Annotated in this window: 20 protein-coding genes; 14 read left to right on the top strand and 6 right to left on the bottom strand. The window is 59.5% G+C overall.

Features of this window, described 5'->3' with window-relative positions; translation table 11 throughout:
* Window positions 1–11: 11 nt before the first annotated feature.
* The 4 genes from AC5SEM_RS18990 to gap all read right to left on the bottom strand — a co-directional run bounded on the left by AC5SEM_RS18990 (window position 12) and on the right by gap (window position 5,530).
* Window positions 12–2,597 carry a TonB-dependent receptor gene (locus AC5SEM_RS18990; RefSeq protein WP_495471029.1) on the bottom strand — a complete coding sequence of 862 codons (2,586 nt, stop codon included), beginning with the start codon at window positions 2,595–2,597 and terminating at the stop codon, window positions 12–14.
* Window positions 2,598–2,719: 122 nt separating this feature from the next.
* A complete protein-coding gene (locus AC5SEM_RS18985; RefSeq protein WP_495471028.1) occupies window positions 2,720–3,685 on the bottom strand; it encodes a FecR family protein in 966 nt (321 codons plus the stop codon).
* A 125-nt stretch (window positions 3,686–3,810) separates the two neighbouring features.
* The gene (locus AC5SEM_RS18980; protein WP_122598769.1) at window positions 3,811–4,329 is read right to left on the bottom strand and encodes an RNA polymerase sigma factor; all 519 of its coding nucleotides are present in this window, start codon (window positions 4,327–4,329) and stop codon (window positions 3,811–3,813) included.
* Window positions 4,330–4,528: 199 nt separating this feature from the next.
* Window positions 4,529–5,530, bottom strand: a complete 1,002-nt coding sequence (gene gap / locus AC5SEM_RS18975) for a type I glyceraldehyde-3-phosphate dehydrogenase (RefSeq protein WP_495471027.1) — start codon at window positions 5,528–5,530, stop codon at window positions 4,529–4,531.
* A gap of 220 nt (window positions 5,531–5,750) precedes the next feature.
* Between gap and edd the strand changes: the two genes are divergently transcribed.
* The 4 genes from edd (at window position 5,751) to AC5SEM_RS18955 (ending at window position 10,904) form a co-directional block, all read left to right on the top strand.
* Window positions 5,751–7,577 (top strand): phosphogluconate dehydratase, encoded by a 1,827-nt coding sequence (edd, locus tag AC5SEM_RS18970; protein WP_137218817.1) that lies wholly within the window; start codon window positions 5,751–5,753, stop codon window positions 7,575–7,577.
* Entirely contained in the window at window positions 7,574–8,533 is a 960-nt protein-coding gene (locus AC5SEM_RS18965; RefSeq protein ID WP_123593660.1) for a glucokinase, read from the top strand. The genes edd and AC5SEM_RS18965 overlap by 4 nt, the downstream gene beginning before the upstream one ends.
* Before the next feature lie 180 nt (window positions 8,534–8,713).
* Window positions 8,714–9,445, top strand: coding sequence for a response regulator (locus AC5SEM_RS18960; RefSeq protein ID WP_007917879.1), 732 nt, complete (start codon window positions 8,714–8,716; stop codon window positions 9,443–9,445).
* Window positions 9,435–10,904, top strand: coding sequence for an ATP-binding protein (locus tag AC5SEM_RS18955; RefSeq protein WP_007917878.1), 1,470 nt, complete (start codon window positions 9,435–9,437; stop codon window positions 10,902–10,904). The genes AC5SEM_RS18960 and AC5SEM_RS18955 overlap by 11 nt, the downstream gene beginning before the upstream one ends.
* A gap of 81 nt (window positions 10,905–10,985) precedes the next feature.
* Here AC5SEM_RS18955 and AC5SEM_RS18950 read toward each other — a convergent pair.
* Window positions 10,986–12,169 (bottom strand): IS3 family transposase gene (locus AC5SEM_RS18950; protein ID WP_495471026.1). Its coding sequence is split into 2 segments (ribosomal slippage): window positions 10,986–11,905 and window positions 11,905–12,169, totalling 1,185 coding nucleotides; the frame shifts between segments, so codons are not numbered across the junction.
* A 303-nt stretch (window positions 12,170–12,472) separates the two neighbouring features.
* On the opposite strand from AC5SEM_RS18950, the gene AC5SEM_RS18945 reads away from it, so the two are divergent.
* From AC5SEM_RS18945 to AC5SEM_RS18915, 7 genes are all read left to right on the top strand, one after another.
* Window positions 12,473–13,732, top strand: coding sequence for a D-mannose isomerase (locus tag AC5SEM_RS18945; protein ID WP_495471025.1), 1,260 nt, complete (start codon window positions 12,473–12,475; stop codon window positions 13,730–13,732).
* A gap of 118 nt (window positions 13,733–13,850) precedes the next feature.
* Entirely contained in the window at window positions 13,851–15,152 is a 1,302-nt protein-coding gene (locus AC5SEM_RS18940) for an ABC transporter substrate-binding protein (protein ID WP_495471024.1), read from the top strand.
* A 156-nt stretch (window positions 15,153–15,308) separates the two neighbouring features.
* A complete protein-coding gene (locus tag AC5SEM_RS18935; protein ID WP_007917874.1) occupies window positions 15,309–16,217 on the top strand; it encodes a carbohydrate ABC transporter permease in 909 nt (302 codons plus the stop codon).
* Window positions 16,210–17,055, top strand: a complete 846-nt coding sequence (locus AC5SEM_RS18930) for a carbohydrate ABC transporter permease (RefSeq protein WP_007917872.1) — start codon at window positions 16,210–16,212, stop codon at window positions 17,053–17,055. Before AC5SEM_RS18935 ends, AC5SEM_RS18930 begins: the two co-directional genes overlap by 8 nt.
* A 2-nt stretch (window positions 17,056–17,057) precedes the next feature.
* Window positions 17,058–18,218, top strand: a complete 1,161-nt coding sequence (locus AC5SEM_RS18925) for an ABC transporter ATP-binding protein (protein WP_212621224.1) — start codon at window positions 17,058–17,060, stop codon at window positions 18,216–18,218.
* A gap of 192 nt (window positions 18,219–18,410) precedes the next feature.
* Entirely contained in the window at window positions 18,411–19,760 is a 1,350-nt protein-coding gene (locus AC5SEM_RS18920) for a carbohydrate porin (protein ID WP_095126181.1), read from the top strand.
* A 112-nt stretch (window positions 19,761–19,872) separates the two neighbouring features.
* Complete coding sequence (locus tag AC5SEM_RS18915) at window positions 19,873–20,727, top strand: D-hexose-6-phosphate mutarotase (RefSeq protein ID WP_007917868.1); 855 nt, start codon at window positions 19,873–19,875, stop codon at window positions 20,725–20,727.
* A 238-nt stretch (window positions 20,728–20,965) separates the two neighbouring features.
* Here AC5SEM_RS18915 and AC5SEM_RS18910 read toward each other — a convergent pair whose 3' ends face one another.
* On the bottom strand, window positions 20,966–21,826 hold the full coding sequence (locus AC5SEM_RS18910; protein WP_171057240.1) for a MurR/RpiR family transcriptional regulator: 861 nt from the start codon (window positions 21,824–21,826) through the stop codon (window positions 20,966–20,968).
* Window positions 21,827–22,052: 226 nt separating this feature from the next.
* Between AC5SEM_RS18910 and zwf the strand changes: the two genes are divergently transcribed.
* From zwf to AC5SEM_RS18895, 3 genes are read left to right on the top strand one after another with little or no spacing between them, the layout of a single operon-like run.
* On the top strand, window positions 22,053–23,519 hold the full coding sequence (gene zwf / locus AC5SEM_RS18905; RefSeq protein WP_077574250.1) for a glucose-6-phosphate dehydrogenase: 1,467 nt from the start codon (window positions 22,053–22,055) through the stop codon (window positions 23,517–23,519).
* Window positions 23,506–24,219 (top strand): 6-phosphogluconolactonase, encoded by a 714-nt coding sequence (gene pgl / locus AC5SEM_RS18900; RefSeq protein WP_495471023.1) that lies wholly within the window; start codon window positions 23,506–23,508, stop codon window positions 24,217–24,219. The genes zwf and pgl overlap by 14 nt, the downstream gene beginning before the upstream one ends.
* Window positions 24,220–24,236: 17 nt before the next feature.
* On the top strand, window positions 24,237–24,902 hold the full coding sequence (locus AC5SEM_RS18895) for a bifunctional 4-hydroxy-2-oxoglutarate aldolase/2-dehydro-3-deoxy-phosphogluconate aldolase (RefSeq protein ID WP_008082815.1): 666 nt from the start codon (window positions 24,237–24,239) through the stop codon (window positions 24,900–24,902).

Raw genomic sequence — 24,902 nt, 5'->3', positions numbered from 1 at the left:
GGTTCGCCGGATCAGATATCCCAGATCAGATTGATCGCGAAGTTGCGGCCCGGTTGGGTCAGGCGATCGAGGTTGGCCGGCTGCGTCACCGAGGCTTCGCCGACGCTGTCGTAACCGCGCACGTCATCCCACAGCCAGTATTTCTTGTCGGTCAGGTTGTAGATGCCGCCGCTGACGGTGACGTCGTCGGTGACTTTGTAATAACCGGCCAGATCAAGGATGCCGAAGCCCGGGGTTTTGAACTGGCTGCTGACGCCATCCGGCGACTTGAAGTTGCTGTCGTCGACGCGATCCTTTTTCTTCACCACGGTCCAGCTCAGCAGGCCACCGTAGTTGTCCTGGTCGTAACCCAGACCGAACACGCCGGTCAGCGGGTTGACGCTGTTGATCGGCTCGCCGTTGTCGTTGTTGCGACCGTAGGCATAGGCAATCGAGCCTTGGGTGTAGAGGCCTTGCGGCGCGCCGAACGCATCCAGATTCAGGCGACCTTTGACTTCCGCACCCTTGATCGTGGCGTGCTTGATGTTGGCCGACTGGAAGGTCAGCTCGTTGCGGCCCGGGGTCACAGCGTCTTCGTTGATGAAGTCGCGGTACTTGTTATAGAACACCGCTACGTCAAACGAACCGTGTTCGAAGTTGCCGCGCAGACCGGTTTCATAGCTTTTGCTTTTCTCCGGTTCGAGGTCCGGGTTCGGCGCCACGCTGTAACCGGTGGTGGTGTTTTCGAAGCGGCCGTACAGGGCTTTCGCGGTCGGGGTGCGGAAGCCTTCGGCGTACTGACCGTACCAGGTGTAATTCTCGGTCAGGGCGTAGGTCAGGCCGAATTTCGGCGAGACTTTGTGCCAGGTCCTGTTCTCGTCGCTGACCGTGCCTTGGCCGTCCGCCGCCACGGTGTTGAGGAATTCCTGAGTGATGTGCGGCTTGAGCTGGGTGTAGTCGTAGCGCAGGCCCGGCAGGAAGGTCCAGTTGTTCCAGCTGATCTGATCCTGAGCGAACACGCTGTAGGTGTTGATGGTCGGGTCCGGGAAGTCGGTGGCTTTGGCCAACACGTCAGCGGTACTGGTCGCACCGATGGCGGTGCAGCCACGACCGACGGCCAGGCAAGTGCCGTCGCCGCTGCGCGAACCGGTGACTTTCTGTTGCTTGAGGGTGGTGCCGTAAGTCAGGACGTGATCGGTGTCGCCGATGGCGAACGCCTTGTCCAGTTGCGCATCGAAGACCCACTGCTTTTCTTCGTAGATCGTGTCACGAGTACGCAGCACTTGGCGGGTGATCGGGTAGTAGAACTCGGTGGTGCTCTGGTCGGTTTTGGCGATCTGGTGGTTGAGGCTCCACTTCACGTTGTCGACCAGCAGGCTGTCGAGGGCGAACGAGTGCTCGATGCCGAAACGCTCACGGGTGATCGTATCGTTGCCGGTGCGCCACTGGTACATGCCGCCGGGCAGCACGCTGTCGGGGATGGTCGGGGCGCCGTTGAAGTACGGGCCGCCGTAAGCACTTTTCTGATCGGTGTCGCGATCATCCTTGTACTTTTCGTAGGTCAGGCCCAGACGCGAATCTTCGTTGTAGTTCCAGCCGATCTTGGCTAGCACGTTGTAGGCGTTCACGTCTTCCGGGTTGGCCGCAGTGCGTTCAAGGCCAGTGCCATTGTTGCTGCCGTAGGAATCGGTCTCGTGACCGTCGCGTTGGCTGTAGTGCAGCAAACCGTCGAACTGGTCGGCACGGCCGGCAACCGTGGCGGACTTCAGCCAGCTGTCATCGGCGGAGCTGTAACCGGTTTTCAGACGCGCGCCGACGTCTTTGCCGGGCTTGATGATGTCGTCGGCATCGAGGGTGTAGTAGCTGACGGCGCCGCCGATGGCGTTGCTGCCGTAGAGCACCGAGGCCGGGCCACGGAGGATTTCCACGCGCTTGACGATTTCCGGGTCAACGTAATTACGCTGGGTCTTGGCATACGGGCCGTTGAAGAAACCGTCTGGCACTTCCACGCCGTCAACCTGCGTCAGGATGCGGTCGCCGTCGATACCGCGAATGTTATAGCCGCTGATACCGCCACGGGTGCCGGCGCCGCCGACGGATACGCCCGGCTCATAACGCACCAGATCCTTGATGGTGTTGACGTTGTTGCGGTCCAGGTCCTGGCGGGTCTGCACGGTGACGGTGGCCGGCACGCTGTTGACCGACTGCTCCTGACGGGTGGCGCTGATGGTCACCTGATCGAGATTGAGCGTGCCGCTGGCGTTGCGCTTTTCCAGCACCACATTATTGTTGCTGATTTTGCGGAAGCTCAGGTTGGTCCCCACCAACAGACGCTCCAGGGCTTTTTCCGCTGGCAGCGAGCCACGCACGCCCGGCGACGACACGCCCTGACCCAGTTCTGCCGGCAAGCCGACCTGCCAACCGGTCACGGCGGTGAAGGCATTGAGTGCCGACACCAGCGGCTGCTGGCCGATGGCGAACGAGTAATCGCCCATGTTGCGCGTCGGTTGCTCGGTGGCAGCCATCAGTGGCGCAGTGCCGGCCATCAGGATGGCCGCGGTCAGCAGCGACAAGACGCGGGAAGGGGAGGAAGTCTGGCGGGTAAGGTGTGAGGACATCGATAGCGCTCCGTGTCGCACGAATCTTTATAGGGGCTGATTGGCTTCGCGTGTTGCGAATCAATTGCATTGGCTATAACGAGACGTACTGACGTTGGCTATCGAGTAAAAATAATTCTCATTTAGTTCAGGATGACCACGGCGGGGAATTCTTTCAGTTGCGCCGAGGTGATCTGAGCGAGGGAGCGAACCACGTCGAGCGGCTGATCGAGACGGTAATTGCCGGTCACGGCGACGTCGGCCAGTTGCTCGTTGGTGTTGATGATCCAGCCCGGGTAGTAGCGGCGCAATTCGGCCAGCACCTGATTCAGCGGGCAGTTCTCGAACACCAGTCGGCCCTGGACCCAGGCCAGATCGGTGTTGGCGTCGAGTTTGGCCGGGCGGTCGAAACCGTTGGGGCCAATGCGGATGCTCTCACCGGCAGTCAGACGCACGCGAGCATCGTTGTGGGTGGCGCGCAGATCGACGTCGCCACGTTGCACATTGACCTGCGCGACGCCATCGAGATAACGCACCGCGAACGCAGTATCGCGCACGCTGGCAGTGACCGGCCCGGCATCGATTTCCAGCGGTTGACTGCGGCCGCTGGCAATCTCGAAAAACGCCTCGCCCTGAAACAACCGGGCAACACGCTGTTGATCGTTGATGGTGCTGGAGAATGCCGAGTTGGTATTGAGCAGAACTTTCGAGCCGTCCTCCAGTTGCAGACGCTGACGCTCGCCAACCACCGTGAGGTGATCGGCCTGAAGGCGCATCGGCAGATTACTGAAACTGAACAAGCCAAGGATCAGCACCGCGGCGGTGGCCAGCGGTTTCCAGTGCGGACGCAGACGCTTGAGGACGGTGACTTTCGCAGGTTTCGCCGCCAGGCTTTGCGCGCACAGGGCGACTTGCGGGCCGTCCCAGATCGCCTGGGCCTTGGCAAACGCATCGGCATTCAACGGATCGGCCGCCAGCCAGGCATGAAACTGCCGGGTCTGCTCCTCGTCCGGGCTGCCGAGCACGATGAGCCAGTCCAAAGCCTGGTCCATTGCGTTTGCAGCGTCCTGCACCGAATCCGGCGAAGGCGAGCGGTGGGTGTCCGTCACGGTGTTTCCTCGGCAGTGTCTGCGCACGGCTGTTTTTTCAAGTGAAGCGTAAAAGTCGGGCAAGGGTAACAAAGCCCGATGATCCGTGCAGTCGATCCTGGCACTTACAGAAAAGCCCTACAGCCTCAGTCGCCATTCAGACGTTCGGCGACGCCGATGCAAATGCTCATGATCAGCTTCAATTCTTTTTGTACGGTGCTGAGGGAGACGTTCAGCTCATCAGCGATTTCCTGATAACTGTTCCCGTGCAAACGGCTGAGGATGAAAATCTGCTGCTGGCGGGGGCTGAGTTGACTGAGGCTCACGTTCAGGCGCTCCAGCATCTGTTCGGCGTGGGCGGCGTCTTCGGCGCTGCTGGCCGGGGCGGCGATGCTGTGCACGACATCCTGCGGCACATCATCGACCATCGTTCGCGAGTGGATCTTGCGCGCGCGCAAATGATCCAGCGCCAGATTGCGCGCGGTCTGGAAGACAAAAGGTTCGAGGTGATCGATGGCCCGCTCGCTCAACGCCCGCGTCACACGCAGGTAGGTCTCCTGCAGCAGGTCTTCAGCGGTGCTGTGATTGTTGACCATCCGTTCCAGCGTTCGCAGCAAGGAGGTGCGCTGGGTGAGGAAGACGTGGTTGAAGCGCGATTGACTCACGGGAGGACCTGATCGATTTCAAGCGAATGATAATGCTTATCATCTAGTCGAATGGTCAAGCCCTGATTTTGAAAGCTGCGCAAAAAACTGTGGGAGCGAGCCTGCTCGCGAAAGCGGTGGATCAGCCAACATAAATGTTGAATGACACATCGTATTCGCGAGCAGGCTCGCTCCCACAGAGATAGGGGATTGCTTGAGATTATTCGGCGTTACACAGCGCCAGGCAGTTATCCAGCATGCGATTCGAGAAGCCCCACTCGTTGTCATACCAGGCCAGCACTTTCAGCAGTTTGCCGCTGGATTTGGTGTGGTTGGCATCGAAGATCGACGACAGCGGATTATGGTTGAAGTCGCTGGATACCAGCGGCAGGGTGTTGAAGCCGAGAATCTTCGAGTGTTGGCTGGCGGCTTTCATCAGCGCGTTGACTTCCTCGGCGCTGACTTCTTTTTTCAGCTGCACGGTCAAATCCACCAGCGACACATTGATCACCGGCACTCGCACGGCCATGCCGGTCAGTTTGCCGGCCAGTTCCGGCAACACCAGGCCCACCGCTTCAGCGGCGCCGGTCTTGCTCGGGATCATGTTCTGCGTGGCCGAACGCGCGCGATACGGGTCGGTGTGATAGACGTCGGTGAGGTTCTGATCGTTGGTGTAGGCATGAATAGTGGTCATCAGACCGCTTTCGATCCCCAGCTCGCGGTGCAGCACTTGTGCCACCGGTGCCAGGCAGTTGGTGGTGCACGAAGCGTTGGAGATGATCTGGTGCGATTGGCGCAGAATGTCGTGGTTCACACCATAAACGACGGTGGCGTCGGCGCCTTTTGCCGGGGCAGAGATGATCACTTTGCGCGCGCCGGCAGTAATATGCGCGGCGGCTTTGGCGCGGTCGGTGAAGAGACCGGTGCATTCGAACACCACATCAATCTTTTCCGCCGCCCATGGCAGTTCGGCCGGGTTGCGAATCGCGCTGACCGCAATGCGGTCGCCGTTGACGGTCAGACTTTCATTGTCATGCTCGACTTGCGCGTCGAACGTGCCGTGAACGGTGTCGTATTTGAGCAGATGGGCATTGATCGAGCTGTCACCCAGATCGTTGATGGCGACGATCTGCAAATCCTGTCGATAGCCTTGGGTATACAGTGCGCGCAGGACATTACGGCCGATGCGGCCAAAACCATTGATTGCGATTCGAAGAGTCATGGAACAGCGCCGCCGTCGTTTTGTTGTTGGAATTACAAGATTATTCGCATAAAAATAGAAAACAAGCCTTTTTAGTGGCAATATTTTGTTTTATCTACAACGAGTGACCTGAATCAACTGGTCCGAATGGTCAAAAAAGCCGTCTGTCATTCCAACAACAACGGCGTTTGATCAGCATAGACAATCAGGTCGCCACATCCGTTAGCCTGGAGTTCTACACATGCATCCCCGCGTCCTTGAGGTCACCGAACGGCTTATCGCCCGCAGCCGCGCCACGCGTCAGGCTTACCTTGCACTGATTCGCGGCGCCGCCACTGACGGGCCGATGCGCGGCAAGCTGCAATGCGCCAACTTCGCCCACGGCGTGGCCGGGTGCGGCAGCGAAGACAAGCACAGCCTGCGGATGATGAACTCGGCGAACATCGCCATTGTTTCTTCGTATAACGACATGCTCTCGGCGCACCAGCCGTACGAAGTGTTCCCGGAACAGATCAAGAACGCCCTGCGCGAAATCGGCTCGGTCGGCCAATTCGCTGGCGGCACTCCGGCGATGTGCGACGGTGTCACCCAAGGCGAGCCGGGCATGGAACTGAGCCTGCCGAGCCGCGAAGTGATCGCCATGTCGACCGCTGTGGCGTTGTCGCACAACATGTTCGACGGCGCACTGATGCTCGGCATCTGCGACAAGATCGTCCCGGGCCTGATGATGGGCTCGCTGCGCTTTGGCCACCTGCCGACGATTTTCGTCCCGGGCGGGCCGATGGTCTCGGGGATTTCCAACAAGGAAAAAGCCGACGTGCGCCAGAAGTACGCCGAAGGCAAAGCCACCCGCGAAGAGCTGCTGGAATCGGAGATGAAGTCCTACCACAGCCCGGGCACCTGCACCTTCTACGGCACCGCCAACACCAACCAGTTGCTGATGGAAGTCATGGGCCTGCACTTGCCGGGCGCCTCTTTCGTCAACCCGAACACGCCGCTGCGTGATGCGCTGACCCGCGAAGCCGCGCATCAAGTGACGCGCCTGACCAAGCAGAACGGCAACTTCATGCCGATCGGCGAAATCGTCGACGAGAAGTCGCTGGTCAACTCGATTGTCGCGCTGCACGCCACCGGCGGTTCGACCAACCACACCCTGCACATGCCGGCCATCGCCATGGCCGCGGGCATTCAACTGACCTGGCAGGACATGGCCGACCTCTCCGAAGTCGTGCCGACCCTGAGCCACGTGTACCCGAACGGCAAAGCCGACATCAACCACTTCCAGGCTGCGGGCGGCATGTCGTTCCTCATTCGCGAACTGCTCGGCGCCGGCCTGCTGCACGAAGACGTCAACACCGTGCTCGGACACGGTTTGAGCAAGTACACCAAAGAGCCGTTCCTTGATAACGGCGAACTGGTCTGGCGCGAAGGCCCGGTCGACAGCCTCGACGAAAACATTCTGCGCCCGGTCGCCCGTGCGTTCTCGCAGGAAGGCGGTTTGCGGGTGATGGAAGGCAACCTCGGTCGCGGTGTGATGAAGGTCTCCGCTGTCGCGTTGGAAAACCAGATCGTTGAAGCGCCAGCAATGGTGTTCCAGGATCAACAAGACCTGGCCGATGCGTTCAAGGCCGGTCTGCTGGAAAAAGATTTCGTCGCGGTGATGCGCTTCCAGGGCCCGCGCTCCAACGGCATGCCCGAGTTGCACAAGATGACGCCGTTCCTCGGCGTGCTGCAGGATCGCGGCTTCAAAGTCGCGCTGGTGACTGACGGGCGCATGTCCGGCGCCTCGGGGAAAATCCCCGCAGCGATTCACGTCAGCCCAGAGGCTTATGTCGGTGGCGCTTTGGCGCGCGTGCAAGAGGGCGATATCATCCGCGTCGATGGCGTCAAAGGCACCTTGGAACTCAAGGTCGACGCCGCAGAATTTGCAGCACGCGAACCCGCCAAAGGCCTGTTGGGCAACAACATTGGCAGCGGGCGTGAACTGTTTGGTTTTATGCGTTTGGCCTTCAGCTCGGCGGAGCAGGGCGCCAGCGCCTTCACTTCTGCCCTGGAGACGCTTAATTGAAACTGGCTTTGGTCGGTGACATCGGAGGCACCAACGCGCGGTTCGCGTTGTGGAAAAACCAGCAACTGCAATCGGTTCAGGTGCTGGCCACGGCCGACCACGCCAGCCCGGAAGAGGCGATCAGCCTCTACCTGAGCGGGCTCGGTCTGGCGCCGGGTTCGATCGGTTCGGTGTGCCTGTCGGTGGCCGGCCCGGTCAGTGGTGATGAATTCAAATTCACCAACAACCACTGGCGCCTGAGCCGCACCGCGTTCTGCAAAACCTTGCAGGTCGAGCAGTTGTTGCTGGTCAACGACTTCTCGGCGATGGCGTTGGGCATGACCCGTTTGCAGCCGGGCGAATTCCGCGTGGTTTGCGAGGGTACGCCGGAGCCGTTGCGCCCTGCTGTGGTGATTGGCCCGGGCACTGGCCTTGGCGTCGGTACCTTGCTTGATCTGGGTGAAGGTCGTTTTGCGGCGTTGCCGGGCGAGGGCGGTCACGTCGATCTGCCGCTGAGCAGCCCGCGTGAAACCCAGTTGTGGCAGCACATCCACAACGAGATCGGCCATGTCAGCGCGGAAACCGCATTGAGCGGCGGCGGTCTGCCACGGGTTTACCGGGCGATCTGTGCGGTCGATGGGCATGAGCCGACACTCGACACGCCGGAAGCTATCACCGCAGCTGGTTTGGCCGGTGACCCGATTGCCCTGGAAGTTCTGGAGCAGTTCTGCTGCTGGCTCGGCCGTGTCGCCGGCAACAACGTGCTGACCACGGGCGGACGTGGCGGGGTGTATATCGTTGGTGGTGTGATTCCACGCTTTGCCGATTTCTTCCTCGAAAGCGGTTTTGCCCGCAGCTTTGCTGACAAAGGCTGCATGAGCGATTACTTCAAAGGCATTCCGGTGTGGCTGGTGACAGCGCCGTATTCCGGGCTGGTTGGCGCCGGTGTAGCCCTGGATCAATCAATCCCGACCTGAAATGCAATCCAATTGTGGGAGCGAGCCTGCTCGCGAAAGCGGTGTGTCAGTCAACAGATCTGTTGAATGTTAAAACCGATTCGCGAGCAGGCTCGCTCCCACAGGGGTTTCTGTAGTGTTTGTTAGTTTGATGCTTAAGGCATAATCCGCCCCAATTCCAACAACAAGGATGCCTTCGAAGTGAGCTCAGTCAACAAGTCGATATTGTTGGTCGATGACGACCAGGAAATACGCGAGTTGCTGGAAACCTACCTGACCCGCGCCGGGTTTCAGGTACGGGCCACCGCCGACGGTGCCAGTTTCCGTCAGGCTCTCAACGAGGCGCCGAGCGATCTGGTGATCCTCGATGTCATGCTGCCCGACGAAGACGGCTTCAGCCTGTGCCGTTGGGTGCGACAGCATCCGCGTCAGGCGCAGGTGCCGATCATCATGCTCACCGCCAGTTCCGACGAAGCCGACCGCGTGATCGGTCTGGAACTCGGTGCCGACGACTACCTCGGCAAACCCTTTAGCCCGCGCGAACTGCAAGCCCGCATCAAGGCATTGCTGCGTCGCGCGCAATTCGGCCAGGAGCGCAGTGGCAGTGACGTGCTGGCCTTCGATGAATGGCGTCTGGACATGGTCAGCCATCGGCTGTTTCACACTGACGGCGAGGAAGTGATTCTCTCCGGTGCCGACTTCGCCCTGTTGAAGCTGTTCCTCGATCACCCGCAGGAAATCCTCGACCGCGACACCATTGGCAACGCCACCCGGGGTCGCGATCTGATGCCGCTCGATCGCATCGTCGACATGGCCGTCAGCCGTTTGCGCCAGCGCCTGCGCGATACCGAGAAACCGCCACGACTGATTCGCACCGTGCGCGGCAGTGGCTATCAACTGGCAGCCAACGTGGTTGCCGGCAATGCTCACTGAGTCGTTGCGCAAACTCGCCGCCAAAGTGCCGGTGCCGCGTTCGCTGCTCGGGCGGATGTTGTTGCTGACCTTGCTGGCGGTGTTGTTTGCGCAGACCTTGTCGAGCGTGATCTGGGTTTCGCAACTGCGCGCCACGCAGCTCGAAGGTCTGGTCACCAGCGCCCGCAGCCTCGCCCATTCGATGACCGCCAGCGTCAGTTACTTCCGCTCGTTGCCGGTGGCTTATCGACCGCTGGTGCTCGATCAGTTGCGCAGTATGGGCGGCACCCGCTTTGTCGTGACCCTGAACGACAAACCATTGGGCATGGACGTGCTGCCGGTCACACCGCGTAAAGCGGCGGTGATGAAGGCGGTCGACGAAGTGCTGCGGCAGACCTTGGGCCATGACACCGATATTTCGGTGACTTTTGTCAGCCCCGAGGATCTGCGGATTTTCAACGCCGGGCTGAAGCTGGATGAATTACCACGTTCCTGGGCGCATTACGCGCTGACCCTGGAACCGGTGAATCCACCCGTGCTGGTCACGCAGATTCAGATGGCGCCGGGCGAATGGCTGTACATCGCCTCACTGTTGCCCGAGCCGTACACCAGTCTTGAAGAGCAAGGCCTGCCCTCGCAACAGGTGTGGTTCATCGTTCTCACCAGCGGATTCTTGCTGCTGTTCATCGGCCTGCTGGTGCACTGGCAGAGCCGGCCGCTCAAGCGTCTGGCACGTGCTGCACGGGATTTGTCGCTGGGCGCCGACGTCGAACCAGTGGCCGAGGGCGGCGGCAGTGAAGTGGTGGAAGTGGGCCGCGCCTTCAACACCATGCGCGAGCGTATCAGTCGCTACCTGACCGAGCGTAGCCAGTTGTTCAGCGCGATTTCCCATGACCTGCGTACGCCAATCACGCGTTTGCGTCTGCGCGTCGAATTGCTTGAAGACGAGAAGCTGCAGGCCAAATTCGGTCGCGATCTGGATGAGCTGGAGTTGTTGGTCAAAGGTGCGCTGCAATGCGTGAAAGACACTGACATCCACGAGAACATCGAACCGGTGGATCTCAATCACGTGCTTGATTGTCTGGTCGAGCCCTATCTGGCACCGAATGGTAATGGTCGCGTGACTCAGCATGGCCGGGCGTTGGCGGCGTATCCGGGCAAGCCTTTGGCGTTGAAACGCTGCATCGGCAATTTGATCGACAACGCGTTGAAGTATGGGCAGAACGCGCATCTGCACATTGATGACGATGACAGCGCGTTTGTCTTGCACGTTGATGATGAAGGGCCGGGGGTGCCGGAGCAGCGGCTGGAGCAGGTATTTGAGCCGCACTTCAGGCTGGCGGGGCAGCAGCAGGGCTATGGCTTGGGGTTGGGCATCGCGCGCAATATTGCCCACAGTCATGGCGGGGAAGTGACGCTGCAGAATCTGCGTGAGGGTGGGTTGCGGGTGACTCTGCAATTGCCGCGTTCGGCGGATTAGGTCAAAAGCGCCCCTCACCCTAGCCCTCCCGAAACGTCGGACCGCCCGTAGGGAGAGGGGACTGACCGAGTTGTGCAGTGGTCAACTAATTCCGGACACCTCGATAGGTGGTTCTGACGCCATCGCCCGCTCATAGACGGTCGGTGGCAGATATCCCAGTTTCGAGTGCAGCCGTTCGTTGTTATAAAACCCAACGATGTACTCGGTGATGTCGCGGATCGCTTCAGCATGGTTGGCGTAGTCACGTCGCCATACCCGCTCCATTTTCAAACTCAGGAAGAAGCGTTCCATCACCGCATTGTCCCAGCAATTACCTTTACGGCTCATGCTCTGCTGCATGTCGTTTCTTGCCAGTAACTCTCTGTAAGTTGCACTTGCGTATTGACTGCCCCGATCTGAGTGGGCAATCAAGCCTGGTGGCGGTTGACGCTGCGCGATAGCCAGTTGCATCGCGGTGCACACCAGCTCTGCCGGCATGTTCGGAGCCATCGACCAGCCCACTATCTTGCGCGAGAACAAGTCCAATACTACGGCCAGATACAACCAGCCACTGCGGGTGCGGATATAGGTGATGTCGGCTACCCAGGCCTTGTTTGGCGCTACTGGATCAAATTTTCTGTTCAGTACATTCTCTGCAATCGGCAGGTCATGATTACTATCGGTTGTGTGTACAAACTTGCGCTTCCAGGCTGAACGCAGTCCGTTAGCCCGCATCAATCGACGGATTTTATACAGCCCGACAAGCATGCCTTTACCGCGCAAAGCGTCGCGCAAAGGGCGGCTGCCGTAGCAGCCTCCACTCTCGGCGAAAGACGCCTTGAGTTGCACAAGAACAGGACAACTCTGCCGAACAGGCGCATCGGCACGCTTCTGAAACTCATAGAAGCCTGAACGACTAATGCTCAGCAACCGACAGACATGTGCCACTGAGTAAGCCTTCTGTTGCAGCTGCCGAACCAGTCGATACCTTACTTCAGCTCGCGGGCAAAGAAGGCGGTAGCCTTTTTTAAGATGTCGTTATCCATCTTGAGCTGCCGATTTTCTTGTTCCAATTGCCGGATGCGCTGCTGTTCCGCCGTCAATGGCTTGCCGATTCCGGCCTGCCCCAGTTGCTCTGCCTCGTATTGCTGCACCCAGCGTCGAACGGCTGTCTCACCAATGTTCAGATCTTGGCAAACCTGCACAACGGTCAGTCCCTGATCCTTGATCATCTTCACGACTTGCAGCTTGAAGCTGTCGTCGAATGCCCTGCGTTTTTTAGTCATGAATAACTCCTCGATAGATGTATTTTCCACCTATCGGGGTGTCTGGGGAAATTAGACCACTGCATTGTCTTGCGTCATACATCGACCTGAAACACCGTGTCGATTATGGATTCGCTGAAAAACTTTCAGGTCGGCGTAACTCTTCAATACCCCGCGGTCGGCCCCCTCTCCCTCCGGGAGAGGGCTGGGGTGAGGGTGGCTCTTTTGTCACGGATCAGTGACAAACCCCGCCCCCTTCGTTACAAGCCCACCCCGGCCCGTTGTTTAGACTCCCCGCAGTCATAACAACAAAAAAGGCCACCCATGGATCTCTTCCAACCCGGCTTCAGCAGTTGGCTGAACGCCCCTGCCCACCAGCAATGGCTCGCCGCCGAAGGCCTGCGTCTGCTGGATTTCGCCAAGGCAGCAAAACTCCCACAAGGCTTCGGCAACCTCGACGAACGCGGCCGTCTGCCAGCGAACGCGCAAGCTGAAACCATGAACACCGCGCGCATGACCCACAGCTTCGCCATGGCCCATATTCAGGGCCTGCCGGGTTTTGCCGATCTGGTCGATCACGGCATCGCCGCCCTGCGCGGGCCGTTGCGTGATGCGTTGCACGGCGGCTGGTTCGCGGTCGCCGAACACCGCGATGACAACACCGGCAAGAACGCTTACCTGCATGCCTTTGTCGCGCTCGCGGCGAGTTCTGCGGTGGTCGCGCAACGCCCCGGTGCGCAGGCGTTGCTGGATGACGCCATCGATATCATCGACACGTATTTCTGGAGCGAAGAAGAGGGCGCCATGCGCGAGTTCTTCAACCGCGACTGGAGCGAAGAAGAAGCCTATCGCGGCGCCAACAGCAACATGCACGCGACCGAGGCGTTCCTCGCGCTGGCTGATGTCACCGAAGATCCGCGCTGGCTGGTGCGTGCGCAACGCATCGTCGAGCGGGTGATCCACGGACATGCTGCCGCCAACGGTTACATGGTCATCGAACATTTCGACCGCGACTGGCAACCGCTGCGTGAATACAACCACGATAATCCTGCCGACGGTTTCCGCCCTTATGGCACCACGCCGGGCCACGGTTTCGAGTGGGCGCGGCTGTTGCTGCACCTCGAAGCGGCGCGGGTTCAGGCCGGCATGCTCACCCCCGGTTGGCTCGCGACCGATGCGCAGAAACTCTTCGAGAACAATTGCCGTAACGGTTGGAACGTCGATGGTCTGCCGGGCATCGTCTACACCCTCGACTGGAGCAACAAGGCTGTCGTCCGCCATCGCCTGCACTGGACACACGCTGAAGCCAGCGCTGCTGCGAGCGCGTTGCTAAAGCGCACAGGCGATGCGCAATACGAAACCTGGTACCGACTGTTCTGGGAATTCTGCGAGATGAATTTCATCGACCGTTGCGACGGCAGTTGGCACCACGAACTCAACCCGCAAAACATTCCCAGCGCCGATATCTGGCCGGGCAAACCCGATCTGTATCATGCCTGGCAAGCCGTGCTGATCCCTCGTCTACCCTTGTCACCCAGTATGGCGACTGCGCTGGCACAGTTATCCCAGAGCAGTCCTGTGTAACCATGTGGTGACATTCGCGCGTCCCTTCGTTACCTGCGAAGGGAAACGTCCTGTTTAAACTCCTGTGCAGCGCAAGCACCAGACTTGCATGCATAACAACAAGAAAGGTACATCTCAGATGAATGCGATTTCTCGCCTCGCTACTGTCATTTCTGTCGCCTCCCTGTTCCCGCTCGCAATTCTGCCTCTCAGTGTTTCCGCTGCCGAATCCAAAGGTTCGGTCGAAGTCGTGCACTGGTGGACGTCCGGTGGCGAAAAAGCCGCTGTTGATGTGCTCAAGGCGCAAGTCGAAAAAGACGGTTTCACCTGGAAAGACGGCGCTGTCGCCGGTGGTGGCGGTGCAACGGCCATGACCGTGCTGAAAAGCCGTGCAGTCGCCGGCAACCCGCCTGGCGTCGCTCAGATCAAAGGCCCGGACATCCAGGAATGGGCGTCGACCGGCCTGCTCGACACCGACGTGTTGAAAGACGTCGCCAAGTCGGAAAAGTGGGACAGCCTGCTCGACAAGAAAGTCTCCGATACCGTGAAGTACGACGGTGATTACGTGGCCGTGCCGGTGAACATTCACCGTGTGAACTGGCTGTGGATCAACCCGGAAGTGTTCAAGAAAGCCGGGATCACCAAGAACCCGACCACCCTCGAAGAATTCTACGCCGCTGGCGACAAGCTCAAGGCTGCGGGTTTCATCCCGTTGGCTCACGGCGGTCAGCCTTGGCAGGACAGCACTGTGTTCGAAGCCGTAGTGCTTTCGGTCATGGGTGTCGATGGTTACAAGAAAGCCCTGGTTGACCTGGACAACGCCGCGCTGACCGGCCCGGAAATGGTCAAGGCGCTGACCGAGCTGAAGAAAGTCGCGACCTACATGGACGTCGACGGCAAAGGTCAGGACTGGAACCTGGAAGCGGCCAAAGTCATCAACGGCAAGGCCGGCATGCAGATCATGGGTGACTGGGCCAAGTCCGAATGGACCGCTGCCAAGAAAGTCGCTGGCAAGGACTACGAGTGCGTCGCCTTCCCGGGCACCGACAAGGCGTTCACCTACAACATCGACTCGCTGGCCGTGTTCAAGCAGAAGGACGCAGGCACTGCGGCCGGTCAGCAGGACATCGCCAAAGTCGTGCTGGGTGAAAACTTCCAGAAAGTCTTCAGCATCAACAAAGGCTCGATCCCGGTTCGCAACGACATGTTGAACGACATGGAGAAACTCGGTTTCGATTCCTGCGCACAGACCGCTGCCAAGGACTTCCTGGCAGACGCCAAGTCCGGCGGCCTGCAGCCAAGCATGGCGCACAACATGGCGACCACGCTGGCGGTGCAAGGCGCGTTCTTTGATGTCGTGACCAACTACATCAACGACCCGAAAGCTGACCCGGCCGACACCGCCAAGAAACTTGGCGCAGCGATCAAGTCGTCCAAATAAGCGTCGGTAGGACAGGCTTCTCCTGTGGGAGCGAGCCTGCTCGCGAAGGCGTTGTGTCAGTTGCTCCATCCGTCGACTGACACACCGCATTCGCGAGCAGGCTCGCTCCCACAAGGGATCTCACTGTAGTTTTTATTCCCTGTACTGGATTTCCCCATGAGTTCTGTTGCTGTGTTCAGCAAGGCCTCGCCGTTCGATGCATTGCAACGCTGGCTGCCCAAACTGGTGCTGGCGCCGAGCATGTTCATCGTGCTGGTGGGCTTCTATGGCTACATCCTGTGGACGTTCGTGCTGTCGTTCACCACCTCGACGTTCCTGCCCAACTACAAGTGGGCCGGTCTGGCGCAATACGCGCGGTTGTTCGACAACGATCGCTGGTGGGTCGCGAGCAAAAACCTCGCGGTTTTCGGCGGCATGTTCATCGGTATCACTCTGGTGATCGGCGTGTTGCTGGCGGTGTTCCTCGACCAGCGCATCCGTCGCGAAGGCTTTATCCGCACCATTTACCTGTACCCGATGGCGCTCTCGATGATCGTCACCGGTACCGCATGGAAATGGCTGCTCAACCCGGGCATGGGCCTGGACAAATTGTTGCGTGACTGGGGCTGGGAAGGCTTCCGTCTCGACTGGCTGATCGACCCGGATCGCGTGGTCTATTGCTTGGTGATCGCCGCTGTGTGGCAAGCCTCGGGCTTCATCATGGCGATGTTCCTCGCCGGCCTGCGTGGTGTTGATCAATCGATCATCCGTGCCGCGCAGATCGATGGCGCGAGCATGCCGACGATCTATTGGAAAGTGGTGCTGCCAAGCCTGCGTCCGGTGTTCTTCAGTGCAGTGATGATTCTGGCGCACATCGCGATCAAGAGCTTCGACCTGGTCGCCGCGATGACTGCTGGTGGCCCGGGTTATTCCTCCGACCTGCCCGCAATGTTCATGTATTCCTTCACCTTCAGTCGCGGCCAGATGGGCATGGGCTCGGCCAGTGCGATTCTGATGCTCGGTGCGATCCTCGCGATCATCGTGCCTTACCTGTATTCCGAGCTGAGGACCAAGCGCAATGACTAGTCTCGCTGCCAAACCTGCTATCAGCCTGAGTCGCATCGCGATCTACGCGGTGCTGATCCTCGCCGTACTGCTTTATCTGGTGCCGCTGGTGGTGATGTTGCTGACCAGCTTCAAGACCCCGGAAGACATCAGCACCGGCAACCTGCTGAGCTGGCCGACCGTGGTCAGCGGTATCGGTTGGGTCAAGGCCTGGGCCACGGTTGACGGCTACTTCTGGAACTCGATCAAGATCACTGTGCCAGCCGTCATCATCTCCACCGCCATCGGTGCGTTGAACGGTTATGTGCTGTCGTTCTGGCGTTTCCGCGGTTCGCAGTTGTTCTTCGGTCTGCTGTTGTTCGGCTGCTTCCTGCCGTTCCAGACCGTGCTGCTGCCGGCCTCGTTCACCCTCGGCAAGATGGGCCTGGCGAGCACCACTACCGGTCTGGTGTTTATCCATGTGGTTTACGGTCTGGCGTTCACCACGCTGTTCTTCCGTAACTACTACGTGAGCATTCCGGATGCGCTGGTGAAAGCTGCACGCCTCGACGGCGCAGGTTTCTTCACGATTTTCCGCCGCATCATTCTGCCGATGTCGACGCCGATCATCATGGTTTGCCTGATCTGGCAGTTCACCCAGATCTGGAACGACTTCCTGTTCGGTGTGGTGTTCTCCAGCGGTGATTCGCAACCGATCACCGTGGCGCTGAACAACCTGGTCAACACCAGCACCGGCGCCAAGGAATACAACGTTGATATGGCAGCGGCGATGATCGCCGGCCTGCCGACCCTGCTGGTCTATGTGGTCGCAGGCAAGTATTTCGTGCGCGGGCTGACGGCCGGCGCAGTCAAGGGGTAATCATGGCAACGCTCGAACTTCGCAACGTCAACAAGACCTATGGTGCCGGCCTGCCGGACACCCTGAAGAACATCGAACTGTCGATCAAGGAAGGAGAATTCCTGATCCTCGTCGGCCCGTCGGGCTGCGGCAAGTCGACCCTGATGAACTGCATCGCCGGTCTGGAAACCATCACCGGCGGCGCGATCATGATCGGTGATCAGGACGTCAGCGGGATGAGCCCGAAGGATCGCGACATCGCCATGGTGTTCCAGTCCTACGCGCTGTACCCGACCATGAGCGTGCGCGAGAACATCGAATTCGGCCTGAAGATTCGCAAGATGCCGCAGGCGGCGATCGACGAAGAAGTCGCGCGCGTGGCCAAGCTGCTGCAGATCGAACACTTGCTCAATCGCAAACCGGGTCAGCTCTCCGGTGGACAGCAACAGCGTGTGGCGATGGGCCGTGCCCTGGCGCGTCGGCCGAAGATTTATCTGTTCGACGAACCGCTGTCCAACCTCGATGCCAAGCTGCGCGTCGAGATGCGCACCGAAATGAAACTGATGCACCAGCGCCTGAAAACCACCACGGTCTACGTGACCCACGACCAGATCGAAGCGATGACCCTGGGCGACAAGGTGGCGGTGATGAAGGACGGCATCATTCAGCAGTTCGGTACGCCAAAAGAGATCTACAACGACCCGGCCAACCTGTTCGTGGCGAGCTTCATCGGTTCGCCGCCGATGAACTTCATTCCGCTGCGTCTGCAACGCAAGGACGGTCGTCTGCTGGCGCTGCTCGACAGTGGTCAGGCGCGTTGCGAACTGCCGATGAGCATGCAGGACGCTGGTCTCGAAGATCGCGAAGTGATCCTCGGCCTGCGCCCGGAGCAGATTGTTTTGGCGAACGGCGAGGGCAATGGTCTGCCGAGCATTCGTGCCGAAGTTCAGGTGACCGAGCCGACCGGTCCGGACACCCTGGTGTTCGTCAACCTGAATGAAACCAAAGTCTGCTGCCGTCTGGCGCCGGACGTGGCACCGCAGGTGGGCGAGAACCTGACGCTGCAGTTCGATCCGTCGAAAGTGTTGTTGTTCGATGCCAAGACTGGCGAACGCCTCGGCACTGCCGGGCAACCACAGACCGATGCGCGGTCTGCGAACGTGGCGCAATTCAAAGGCCGCTGAGGAACAGTGTAGGAGTGAGCCTGCTCGCGATTGCGTCCTGTCAGTTGATGTAGTTGTTACCTGACACACCGCTATCGCGAGCAGGCTCACTCCTACAAAGGAGCAAGCGGTGCCCGGCCTGTCGAGCATCGCAATTTATGTAAACCGCGTTAGATAAAAACAGTTAATAACAATAAAGACGAGGATGTAGGGATGAAAAAGAAACACGTCAATGCCCGGTTGATCTGCCAAGTGTCGGCTGCGGCGGCCTTGGTCCTGGCCGGTAACGCCATGGCGGCGGATGCCTTCAGTTCCGATTCGAAGTGGATGACCGGCGACTGGGGTGGCGAGCGTACCAAGCTGATCGAGCAGGGTATCGACATCAAGGCTGACTACGTTGGGGAAGTCGGTGGCAACCTGAACGGTGGCTACAACGACGACAAGACCGCGCGTTACGCTGACCAGTTCGGTCTGGGCGTGGCACTCGATCTGCAAAAGCTGTGGGGCTGGGATAACACCCAGGCGAAGATCCAGCTGACCAACCGTAACGGCTACAACATCTCCAACGACCGCGTTGGCGATCCGCGTGCCGGCACCCTCAGCTCCTCGCAAGAAGTTTATGGTCGTGGCCACATGGTGCGTCTGACCCAGTTGTGGATTCAGCACCAGTTCTTCGACAACAAACTCGACGTCAAGGCCGGTTACTTCGGTGAAGGCGAAGACTTCAACACCTTCCCGTGCGACTTCCAGAACCTCGCGTTCTGCGGTTCGCAAGTGGGTAACTGGGCAACCAACATCTGGTACAACTGGCCCGTCAGCCAGGCCGCGATCCGCGTGAAGTACAACATCAACGACGAGCTCTACGCGCAGATCGGTGCGTACAACCAGAACCCGTCGCAGCTGGAACACGGCAACGGCTTCAAACTCAGCGGCAGCGGTACCAAAGGTACTGTGTTGCCGGTCGAGTTGGTCTGGTCGCCGAAGGTCAACAGCCTGCCGGGCGAATACCGCGTCGGTTACTACAAAAGCACGGCGGATGCCGACGACGTTCGCGAAGACGTCAACGGTTTCGACGCTGCTACTACTGGCGATGCCTACAAGACCCACAGCAGCAAAAGCGGCTACTGGTTTGTGGCGCAACAGCAACTCACCAGCCACAACGGTGATGCGACCCGCGGTCTGAACATCGCCGCCAACGCCACGTTCCACGACAAAGACACCAACTTCATCGACAACTACCAGTCGGTGATGTTTGTCTACAAAGGCCCATTCGACGCGCGTCCGAAGGATGATGTCGGTATCGGTGCGGCGCGTATCCACGTCAACGACGACGTGAAGAAAAACGCCGAGCTGCTGAACGCCTCCAACGGTGTTTCGGATTACGACAATCCGGTGTTCTCGCCGATTCGTGAAACCGAATACAACTACGAGATCAACTACGGCTTCCACGTCACCAACTGGCTGACCGTACGCCCTAACCTGCAGTACATCACTCACCCGGGTGGTGTGGATGAAGTCGATAACGCTTTGGTCGCTGGCCTGAAAATTCAGTCTACGTTCTAACGCGTCTGCGATAAGCTCCTCTCTATGTGCGCATATTTGCGGACAGCCCAGGCTGTCCGCTTTTTTTTGAGGGTTCGCGCAGCCCGTTACAGTGAATTCGGAACCGTGGCAAATGCATGAGCATCCGCTACAACGCTTTTTCAAATCCCTGCGTGAACAACCGGTGTTCGCCTGGGAGCGCTATCAGATGCGCGACGTGTTGGTGATCGATCACCCGCTGTGTCAGGCGGTGTTCAGTCGTCAGGGCGCGCAGTTGCTGCACTTTCAGCCGCGTGGGCAAAAGCCGTGGTTGTGGTGTGCGGCGAAGTGGCCGCACGTAGGTGCCATTCGCGGTGGCGTGCCGGTGTGCTGGCCGTGGTATGGCCGTCATCCGAGCGAAAACGCCTGGCCATCGCATGGTTGGGCGCGTTTGCTCGACTGGAAGTTGCTCGACAGCAGCAGCGCCGAAGATGGCGTGCGCCTGCACTGGCAGTTGCAGCTGTGCGACTGGCAGGTTGACCTGCATGCGCATCTGGGCGAACGCATGGAACTGCGTCTGAGCACCGAGCATCAGGACGACATGCCGTGCCAGTTGAGCCAGGCTTTGCATGCTTACTGGCGTATTGGCGATGTCGGTGAGATAGCGCTGTCTGGGCTCGAAGGTGCGCAGGGTTATGACCAGTTGAATCGCCAGGTTTGTCAGCAGGAAGGTGAATTGCGCGTTGATGGTGGCTGTCAGCGAGTGTTCCAGCATGACGGCGAATTGCAGCTGAAAGATCACGCCTGGCAACGCGAGTTGTGCATTGATACCGGTGACAGCGCGGACACGGTGGTCTGGCATCCGGGGGCGCGGCCGTTGTTGGGCGTGACGTGGGATGAGATTTCCGAGTTTGTCTGTGTGGAAGCGGCGGCGGGCGGAACGGACAGTCTGCATCTGGCGCCGGGGGAGAAGGCGCATTTGAGTTTGCAGGCGTGGGCGGCGGCTTGAGTGTGTCAAGCACACCGCGACCCTCACCCTAGCCCTCCCGAAACGTCGGACCGCCCGGAGGGAGAGGGGACTTACCGAGTTGGATTGGCTATATCCACCGACTTGCGACTACAACGGTGATCTTGGCTTGGCCAAACCTGAGGTCGGTTTGAACGTTCAGGTCGATGTAACTCCTGAGAGCACCTCGGTCGGCCCCCTCTCCCTCCGGGAGAGGGCTGGGGTGAGGGGCTTTTGATCTTCAGTTGAACTCGTCACCCACCGGATACCGGCTCGCATTCAAGCTCTCTTTGATCTTGCGCAGATGCGGCTGGAAATCCACCCCGCGACGCAAGGTCATCCCGGTCGCCAACACATCCAGCACCGTCAACTGAATGATCCGCGAAGTCATCGGCATATAAATGTCGGTGTCTTCCGGCAACGGAATGTTCAGGCTCAAGGTACTCGCTTTGGCCAGCGGCGAATTTTCCGCCGTCAAACCCAACACCGAAGCGCCGTTCTCGCGAGCAATGCGCGCCACTTCCACCAGTTCACGCGTACGCCCGGTGTAGGAAATGATCACGAACAACTCACCGGTGTGCGCCACCGAGGCAATCATCCGCTGCATCAGCACATCGGCATGCGCAGTGACCGCGAGGTTGAAACGGAAGAACTTGTGCTGTGCATCCAAAGCCACTGGCGCCGAAGCCCCGAGGCCGAAGAAGTGAATCTGCCGCGCCTGAATCAACAGGTCGACGGCGCGGCTGATCAGGTTCGGGTCCAGCGCCTGACAGGCACTGTCCAGCGACGCGATGGCGCTGCCGAAAATCTTCTGCGTGTACGCCTCGGGATTGTCATCGGCCTCGACCGCGCGGCTGACATACGCCGCGCCACTGGCCAGGCTCTGCGCCAGTTGCAGCTTGAGCTCGGGGTAGCCGCTGACACCGAACGAACGGCAGAAGCGGTTGACCGTCGGTTCGCTCACCGAGGCGGCCTGGGCGAGGGCGGCGATGCTGAAGCGGGTGGCCTGCTGCGGGTTGAGCAGGATCACCTCGGCGACTTTGCGTTCGGCCTTGTTCAGGTCTTCAAGGCGACTCTGGATCTGTTCCAGTAAATTTCGCACGCGGTCCATATGGAATTCCTAATTCACCTGCGCAAAGGTGCGCCGGGCTATGCAAATTGGGCCTTTGATATGGCCCGTAACGGTGGCCTATCCTACTGATGGCTCCGACTGACCACCACTCGGAATCTGTATTTTGCGAAAATGTTGTGGTTATTACTACATTTTCCCTTGAGTGATGCCTTGAAAAAAGGTATTTGTAGCTTAACTTGATAAAAGAACAAACATCATGCCTTCGATTACGGTTGAACCGTGCACCTTTGCCTTGTTCGGCGCGCTTGGCGATCTGGCCCTGCGCAAGCTGTTTCCTGCCCTTTATCACCTCGATGGCGCCGACCTGCTGCACGAGGACACGCGCATCATCGCGTTGGCCCGTGAAGAAGGTTCCCAGCAGCAGCACATGGCGTTCATCGCCGCCGAACTGCGCCGCTATGTAGGCAAAGAGCTGGACGAAGCCGTCGCCGAGCGTTTTCTCGCACGCCTGACCTACCTGCACGTCGACTTCCTTAAATCCGAAGATTATGTGGCGCTGGCCGAACTGGCCGGCAGCACGCAACGCATGATTGCCTACTTCGCCACACCGGCCGCGGTGTACGGCGCGATCTGCGAGAACCTGGCGAAAGTCGGTCTGGCAGAAAACACCCGTGTGGTGCTGGAAAAGCCGATCGGCTCCGACCTCGAATCGTCGCGCAAGGTTAACGACGCCGTGGCGCAGTTCTTCCCGGAGAACCGCACCTACCGCATCGACCACTACCTGGGCAAAGAAACCGTTCAGAACCTGATCGCCCTGCGTTTCGCCAACAGCCTGTTCGAAACCCAGTGGAACCAGAATTACATCTCCCACGTGGAAATCACCGTGGCCGAGAAGGTCGGCATCGAAGGCCGCTGGGGCTACTTCGACAAGGCCGGCCAGCTGCGCGACATGATCCAGAATCACCTGTTGCAGTTGCTCTGCCTGATCGCCATGGACCCGCCGGCCGACCTGTCCGCCGACAGCATCCGTGACGAGAAAGTAAAAGTGCTCAAGGCACTGGCGCCAATCAGCCCGGAAGGCCTCACCACTCAGGTGGTGCGCGGCCAGTACATCGCCGGCCACAGCGAAGGCAAATCCGTACCGGGTTACCTCGAAGAACCGAATTCCAACACCCAGAGCGACACTGAAACCTTCGTCGCTTTGCGTGCCGATATCCGCAATTGGCGCTGGGCCGGCGTGCCGTTCTACCTGCGTACCGGCAAGCGCATGCCGCAGAAACTGTCGCAGATCGTCATCCACTTCAAGGAACCGTCGCACTATATCTTCGCCCCTGAGCAGCGCTTGCAGATCAGCAACAAACTGATCATTCGCCTGCAACCGGACGAAGGCATTTCCTTGCGCGTGATGACCAAAGAGCAAGGCCTGGACAAAGGCATGCAACTGCGCAGCGGCCCGCTGCAACTGAATTTCTCCGACACCTGGCGTAGCGCGCGGATCCCCGATGCCTACGAGCGGTTGTTGCTGGAAGTGATGAACGGCAATCAGAACCTGTTTGTCCGTAAAGATGAAATCGAAGCCGCGTGGAAATGGTGTGACCAGTTGATCGCCGGGTGGAAAAAATCCGGTGACGCGCCCAAGCCGTATGCGGCCGGGTCGTGGGGGCCGATGAGCTCCATTGCATTGATCACGCGGGACGGGAGGTCGTGGTATGGCGATATCTGATGTGCAACTGCCTGCGGGCGTGAATGCTCACGAATTCAACAGCCCAGTGCTGTTGGCCGAAGGTCTGGCGCTGAACGTTGCCAAGCAATTGAGCGAGGCCATTGCGGCACGCGGCAACGCGGTGCTGGTGGTGTCGGGCGGTCGTAGCCCGGTGGCGTTTTTCCAGCACCTGGCCAAGCAGGAACTGGACTGGTCGAAGGTCGTCGTGACCCTCGCCGACGAGCGTTGGGTACCGGTTGAACACGCTGACAGCAATGCCGGTTTGCTCAAGCAATACTTGCTCAAAGGCCCGGCGGCCAAGGCGCAGTTCCTCAGCCTTTATAGCGCGGCGGCCAACGTCGAGCAGGCTGCGGAACAGGCTGATCGTCTGCTCGCCGAGTTGCCGCCGATTGATGTGCTGGTGTTGGGCATGGGCGATGACGGTCACACCGCGTCGCTGTTCCCCGACAGCCCGAACCTTGCCGAAGCGCTGCAAACCGCTGGCACACGCCGTTGCTGGCCGATGCTGGCGCCGAGCGTGCCGCGTCAGCGCCTGACCATGAGCCGTGCGCTGCTGGCCTCGGCCAAGCACAAGATTCTGTCGATTTCCGGTCAATCGAAACTGACCACCCTGAATGCCGCACTGGCATCCGACGACGTCGCCGCCATGCCGGTGCGCGCGTTTCTGCAACCTACGTTAGAGATTTACTGGTGCCCATGAGCCAAGGAACAGCCGCTATGACAACCCCATCCCCGACCGTTTCCATGGCGGACAAAGTTGCCCTGATCGACAGCCTCTGCGCCAAGGCGCGGATCCTGCCGGTGATCACCATCGCTCGCGAACAGGACGTGCTGCCATTGGCCGACGCCCTGGCTGCCGGTGGCCTGACCGCGCTGGAAGTGACCCTGCGTTCGCAGTTCGGCCTCAAGGCTATTCAGATCCTGCGCGACCAGCGTCCGGAACTGATGACCGGTGCTGGCACCGTGCTCGATCGCAACATGCTCGCGGCCGCCGAAGCCGCTGGCTCGCAATTCATCGTCACCCCGGGCATCACCCGTGATTTGCTCGAAGCCAGCGTCGATAGCCCGATTCCACTGTTGCCGGGCATCAGCAACGCCTCCGGCATCATGGAAGGCTACGGTCTGGGTTATCGCCGCTTCAAGCTGTTCCCGGCTGAAGTCAGCGGTGGCGTAGCGGCAATCAAGGCACTCGGCGGCCCGTTCGGCGAAGTGAAATTCTGCCCGACTGGCGGCGTCGGCCCGGCCAACATCAAGAGCTACATGGCGCTGAAAAACGTCATGTGCGTGGGCGGTAGCTGGATGCTTGATCCGGAGTGGATCAAGAACGGCGACTGGGCCCGTATTCAGGAATGCACCGCCGAGGCGTTGGCGCTGCTGGACTGA

It is taken from the genome of Pseudomonas sp. CH61, assembly GCF_059429415.1.
The sequence above is the reverse complement of the archived record's forward strand: the minus strand, read 5'-3'. Positions and strand labels throughout refer to the sequence as shown.

Bases quoted from the DNA above. Each gene is read 5' to 3' on its own strand.
- gap (WP_495471027.1), bottom strand. From the start codon at position 5,530: ATGACTCTTCGAATCGCAATCAATGGTTTTGGCCGCATCGGCCGTAAT.
- AC5SEM_RS18945 (WP_495471025.1), top strand. From the start codon at position 12,473: ATGGATCTCTTCCAACCCGGCTTCAGCAGTTGGCTGAACGCCCCTGCC.
- AC5SEM_RS18940 (WP_495471024.1), top strand. From the start codon at position 13,851: ATGAATGCGATTTCTCGCCTCGCTACTGTCATTTCTGTCGCCTCCCTG.
- AC5SEM_RS18935 (WP_007917874.1), top strand. From the start codon at position 15,309: ATGAGTTCTGTTGCTGTGTTCAGCAAGGCCTCGCCGTTCGATGCATTG.
- AC5SEM_RS18930 (WP_007917872.1), top strand. From the start codon at position 16,210: ATGACTAGTCTCGCTGCCAAACCTGCTATCAGCCTGAGTCGCATCGCG.
- AC5SEM_RS18955 (WP_007917878.1), top strand. From the start codon at position 9,435: ATGCTCACTGAGTCGTTGCGCAAACTCGCCGCCAAAGTGCCGGTGCCG.
- AC5SEM_RS18990 (WP_495471029.1), bottom strand. From the start codon at position 2,597: ATGTCCTCACACCTTACCCGCCAGACTTCCTCCCCTTCCCGCGTCTTG.
- AC5SEM_RS18925 (WP_212621224.1), top strand. From the start codon at position 17,058: ATGGCAACGCTCGAACTTCGCAACGTCAACAAGACCTATGGTGCCGGC.
- edd (WP_137218817.1), top strand. From the start codon at position 5,751: ATGCATCCCCGCGTCCTTGAGGTCACCGAACGGCTTATCGCCCGCAGC.
- AC5SEM_RS18895 (WP_008082815.1), top strand. From the start codon at position 24,237: ATGACAACCCCATCCCCGACCGTTTCCATGGCGGACAAAGTTGCCCTG.
- AC5SEM_RS18915 (WP_007917868.1), top strand. From the start codon at position 19,873: ATGCATGAGCATCCGCTACAACGCTTTTTCAAATCCCTGCGTGAACAA.
- AC5SEM_RS18920 (WP_095126181.1), top strand. From the start codon at position 18,411: ATGAAAAAGAAACACGTCAATGCCCGGTTGATCTGCCAAGTGTCGGCT.
- zwf (WP_077574250.1), top strand. From the start codon at position 22,053: ATGCCTTCGATTACGGTTGAACCGTGCACCTTTGCCTTGTTCGGCGCG.
- pgl (WP_495471023.1), top strand. From the start codon at position 23,506: ATGGCGATATCTGATGTGCAACTGCCTGCGGGCGTGAATGCTCACGAA.